Source organism: Sulfitobacter sp. HI0129 (genome assembly GCF_001635395.1).
Lineage (GTDB): Bacteria > Pseudomonadota > Alphaproteobacteria > Rhodobacterales > Rhodobacteraceae > Sulfitobacter.
In genome coordinates this window covers 1-4,282 of record NZ_LWGH01000472.1, presented here as the reverse complement: position 1 = coordinate 4,282, position 4,282 = coordinate 1, and the positions used below count along the sequence as shown (strand labels likewise).

Below are 4,282 nucleotides of genomic sequence, written 5' to 3'. Positions count from 1 at the left end.
TGTTTCGTGGTGCTGGGCATCGCAGTGGGCGCGGGGTTCGACGCGGACGCCGTGGCCGCCATGCAACGCTGGCCGCTCGCTTTCCTGTTCATGGCCATGATCATCTGGGCCATCATGGTCGTCAGCGGGCGGGTGCTGGCGCGGTATTTCGGCTTCGATGCGCGCTCGGCCTTGCTGGCGGCGGCACCCGGGCACCTCAGCTTCGTGATCGCCATGGCGGCGGACACCGGGGCGGACCTGACGCGGATCGCGGTCAGCCAGTCGGTGCGACTGCTGGCGCTGACCATCGTCGTGCCCTTCGTGGCGCTGGCCATGGGCGTTCGCCTGACCGGGGGCTTGGTGCCCGCGGGCGTGCCGCTGGGACCGGTGGCGCTTTTGGCCGTTGCGGCGGCGGCGGTACTGCTGGGCCGGGTCATGGGGCGGCTTTCGGTGCCCGCACCCCTGCTGATGGGGGCGATGGCTGCCTCTGCCGTGGGTCATCTGGGCGGGCTGCTGGACGGGAACGTGCCGGGCTGGCTCATACTGCCCGCGTATCTTGTGCTGGGCGCGCTGATCGGCACCCGTTTCGCGGGGCTGACATTGGCGCAGGTGCGCAGCGGTCTGGGGGCGGGGCTGACGATCACGCTCATCGCGATTGCCTTTGCCGCCGCGGCGGCTGTGCCGGTCGCATTTGCACTGGGCATGCCGCTCGCCCATGTGCTGGTGGCCTTTGCCCCCGGCGGGCTGGAGACGATGATCGCCATGGGCGTGGTGCTGGGCGTGGTGCCGGGGTTCGTCGCGGCCTGCCACATCGCACGCCTGCTGGTGCTGAGCGTTCTGCTGCCGGTTCTGATCAGTCGCGCCCCGAAGGATGATCCCGACCCCAAAGAGCCCGGCGCCGAAAAGGAGCGGGACAGCGAACTTAAGGCCCGCTGACGCGTTGGACGTCGAGAGGTGCGCCCATGGAAAATCCGTTTCTGTTCGACAGTGTGACAAGGCTTCTGGACGTGGTCGTCAGCGCGGCCATCGTCTATGTCGCCGTGGTCGGCTTCGTCCGGCTCAGCGGAAAGAGGTCCACCGCGCAGATGAACAATTTCGACTGGGTGGTGACGGTCGCCATGGGCTCCCTGATGGCCTCGGGCATCCTGTCGGACAGCGTGTCGATCGCCGATTCCGTGGCCGCCATCGGAACGCTGCTGGTGCTGCAATGGCTGCTGACCCGCGCGATGATCCGCTGGCCCGTCGTCAGCCGGACGGTGCGTGCGGCACCCTCGCTGCTTTATCACCACGATGCCTTCCAAAGCGAGGAGATGAACCGCGAAAGGATCAGCCGCTACGAGGTTCTGGCGGCGGTGCGGGAGAACGGCTTCGCGGATATGGAAAACGTCCAGACGGTCATTCTGGAAGCGGACGGCAGCATCAGCGTTCTGCCCCGCACGGATGCGGACCCGGAAAACCCGGCCCTGCAGGATATCCATGGCCTGAAATCCGGCGCATTGCGCTGAGGCTTCTTCAGGGTTTGAGGCGGATCATCAGCCGGTTGCCGGTGCGGCGTGTTTCCAGCGCGTCGAGCGCGGCTACAAGGTTCGACAATTTGCCGAAACCGTAGGTGCGCGCGTCGAAATCGGCGTGACGGGCCTGTATCGCCTGTCCGACCTGTCCGAGGTTGTACCAATCATCTTCGGTCTCGATCTTGTCCATCGCTTCCCGGAAGAGGGGCAGCGCCTTTTCGGCCTTGGCGGTGCTGCCGCGCGGGGTGTCGGGCGTGGCCGTGCCATCGAGGTTCTCGATCAGGATGAAACGGTTGTAGACGTTGCGCAGCGAATCGTGGGTCTTTTTCTCGCCGATGCCGATCACGGTGATACCCTGTTCGCGCAGGCGATTGACCAGCGATGTAAAGTCACTGTCCGACGAGACGATGACAAACACATCGAAACGCCCGGTATGCAGAATGTCCATCGCGTCGATCACCAGCCCGATGTCGCTGGCGTTCTTTCCGGTGGTATTGGCTGTTTCCTGATGCGCGACGAGCCCGAGTTCGCGGATCGGCGCTTTCCACCCCTTGAGGTGATCGTTGGACCAGTCGCCATAGACCCGGCGCAGCGCAGGCTCCCCGATGGAGGCGACTTCGCGCATAATGGCGGCGGCATGTTTGGCGGGCACGTTGTCCGCGTCGATCAGCACCGCCAGCAGGGGGCGGTCACGGTCGGTATTTTCGCGGCGGTCGGTCATCTGCGGTCCTTTCCCAGCGGGACGCCATAGAGTTCGAGCCGGTGCCCGCGCAGCTCATATCCCAGCTTGGCGGCGATCTTTTCCTGCAGCGCCTCGATCTCGGGATCGACGAATTCGATCACCGCACCCGACTGCATGTCGATGAGGTGGTCGTGGTGGTCCCGCTCCGCGTCTTCGTAACGCGCGCGCCCGTCGCCGAATTCCAGCTTGTCCAGAATGCCCGCTTCCTCGAACAGCTTGACGGTACGGTAGACCGTCGCGATGGAAATCGCGCTGTCGATGAGCTGCGCGCGGGCCAGCAACTCTTCCACGTCGGGGTGGTCGTCGCTGTCTTCGATGACCTGCGCGATGGTGCGCCGCTGGCCGGTCATGCGCAGGCCCATGGCTTCGCAGCGTTTGATGATCGGTTTGCTCATGGCGGGCCTTCGGGTCCTTGGGGGAGGCTCCGATGTAACCGCAAACGTGCGGGCGTGCCACCGTGATTTGCCCCCGGCGGTTGACTTGTGCGCGCCAAGGGGCCATGTGGGCGTCAGGCGATGCCTTCTGCCGCGTGAGCAGTTCCGGTGCCGGGGTCCGACGATCCCTTGCGCATACCGGCTTTCAAGGCCCGCCGTTGTTCCCAAAATCACGCGTGGGGCCAGGCGCTGCGGACGGGTGCGAGGTATATGGCCTGCGCCCGCGATCCGCTTTGCGCGACCCTGCGGCGTCCGGTGATGGGCGCGGCCAAGCTGATGCGCCCCCTCGGGGCGTGCGAAAGAAGAGATATGAGCGATTTCGACATGATGGGCCTGCCGACCGAACTGGTGGCACGGCTTTTCGAACTGGGTCTGAAGGACCCGACACCGATCCAGAAACAGGCGATCCCGCATGGGATGAACGGGCGTGACGTCATGGGCCTTGCCCAGACCGGCACGGGCAAGACAGCCGCCTTCGGCGTGCCGCTGGTGGCGCAGATGATGGCCATGGAAGGCCGCCCCAACCCGCGCAGCGTGCGCGGCCTCGTACTGGCGCCGACGCGCGAACTGGCCAGCCAGATCGCGGTGCATCTGCGCAACTATGCCAAGGGGACGCCGCTGAAAGTGGCGATGGTCGTGGGCGGCCAGTCGATCAACCCCCAGATCAAGCGGCTGGAACGCGGGGTCGACCTGCTGGTGGCCACGCCGGGCCGTCTCTTGGACCTGATGGACCGCCGCGCCGTGCGGCTGGAGGAGACGACTTTCCTCGTCCTTGATGAGGCCGACCAGATGCTGGACATGGGTTTCATCCACGACCTGCGCAAGATCGCCAGCGTGATCCCGAAGGACCGGCAGACGATGCTCTTCTCGGCCACGATGCCCAAGCTGATGAACGAGATTGCCAACAGCTACCTGCAAAGCCCGATCCGGATCGAGGTGTCCCCCCCGGGCAAGGCCGCGGACAAGGTCACGCAAGAGGTTCATTTCATCGCCAAGGCGGAAAAGACCTCCCTGCTGATCGAACTGCTGTCCAAGCACCGGGGAGAGCGTGCACTGGTCTTCGGGCGCACGAAGCACGGTTCGGAAAAGCTGATGAAGACGCTTGTGAAGGCCGGATTCGATGCGACTTCGATCCACGGCAACAAGAGCCAGGGCCAGCGTGACCGCGCCATCGAAGGGTTCAAGAGCGGTGATTTGACCGTATTGGTGGCCACGGACGTGGCGGCCCGGGGGCTCGACATCCCGGATGTGAAGCATGTCTACAACTACGACCTGCCCAACGTCCCCGACAACTACGTGCACCGGATCGGGCGGACCGCCCGCGCGGGCAAGGACGGCGCCGCTGTCGCTTTCTGCGCACCCGACGAAATGGGAGAGTTGAAGGCGATCCAGAAGACGATGGGTATCGCCATTCCCGTCGCCTCCGGCCGCCCGTGGGAGGCGATGGACGCCCCCGACAAGCCCAAGGGCCGGGGCGGGCGTGGCCGTGGTCGCGGCGGCAGACCGGGCGGCGGTCGTCCCGGTGGCGGGGGCGGCGACGGCGCACAGGGCGCGGGCGGCAAGCCCGGCGGTGGCCGCAAGCGTCGCCGCGGTGGTGGTGGCCGCAGGCCGGGCGG

5 protein-coding genes are annotated in these 4,282 nt (G+C 66.0%); 3 read left to right on the top strand and 2 right to left on the bottom strand.

Annotated features, from left to right (window positions below; all coding sequences use genetic code 11):
* Both A3764_RS12895 and A3764_RS12890 read left to right on the top strand, forming a co-directional pair.
* Nucleotides 1-915: AbrB family transcriptional regulator (locus tag A3764_RS12895; protein WP_082865929.1), on the top strand; the 915-nt coding region annotated here is incomplete at its 5' end.
* A gap of 26 nt (nt 916-941) precedes the next feature.
* Nucleotides 942-1,484: a DUF421 domain-containing protein gene (locus A3764_RS12890; RefSeq protein WP_067926965.1), complete on the top strand. Its 543-nt coding sequence runs from the start codon at nt 942-944 to the stop codon at nt 1,482-1,484.
* Nucleotides 1,485-1,491: 7 nt separating this feature from the next.
* Here the strand turns inward: A3764_RS12890 and A3764_RS12885 are convergent, their stop codons facing one another.
* Together A3764_RS12885 and A3764_RS12880 are read right to left on the bottom strand one after the other, a co-directional pair.
* Nucleotides 1,492-2,211, bottom strand: coding sequence for an NYN domain-containing protein (locus tag A3764_RS12885; protein WP_067926969.1), 720 nt, complete (start codon nt 2,209-2,211; stop codon nt 1,492-1,494).
* Nucleotides 2,208-2,627, bottom strand: a complete 420-nt coding sequence (locus tag A3764_RS12880) for a Fur family transcriptional regulator (RefSeq protein WP_067926972.1) — start codon at nt 2,625-2,627, stop codon at nt 2,208-2,210. The genes A3764_RS12885 and A3764_RS12880 overlap by 4 nt, the downstream gene beginning before the upstream one ends.
* 348 nt (nt 2,628-2,975) lie before the next feature.
* Between A3764_RS12880 and A3764_RS12875 the strand changes: the two genes are divergently transcribed.
* Nucleotides 2,976-4,282, top strand: a 1,307-nt coding sequence (locus A3764_RS12875; protein ID WP_067951647.1) for a DEAD/DEAH box helicase, incomplete at its 3' end; no start/stop codon positions are given.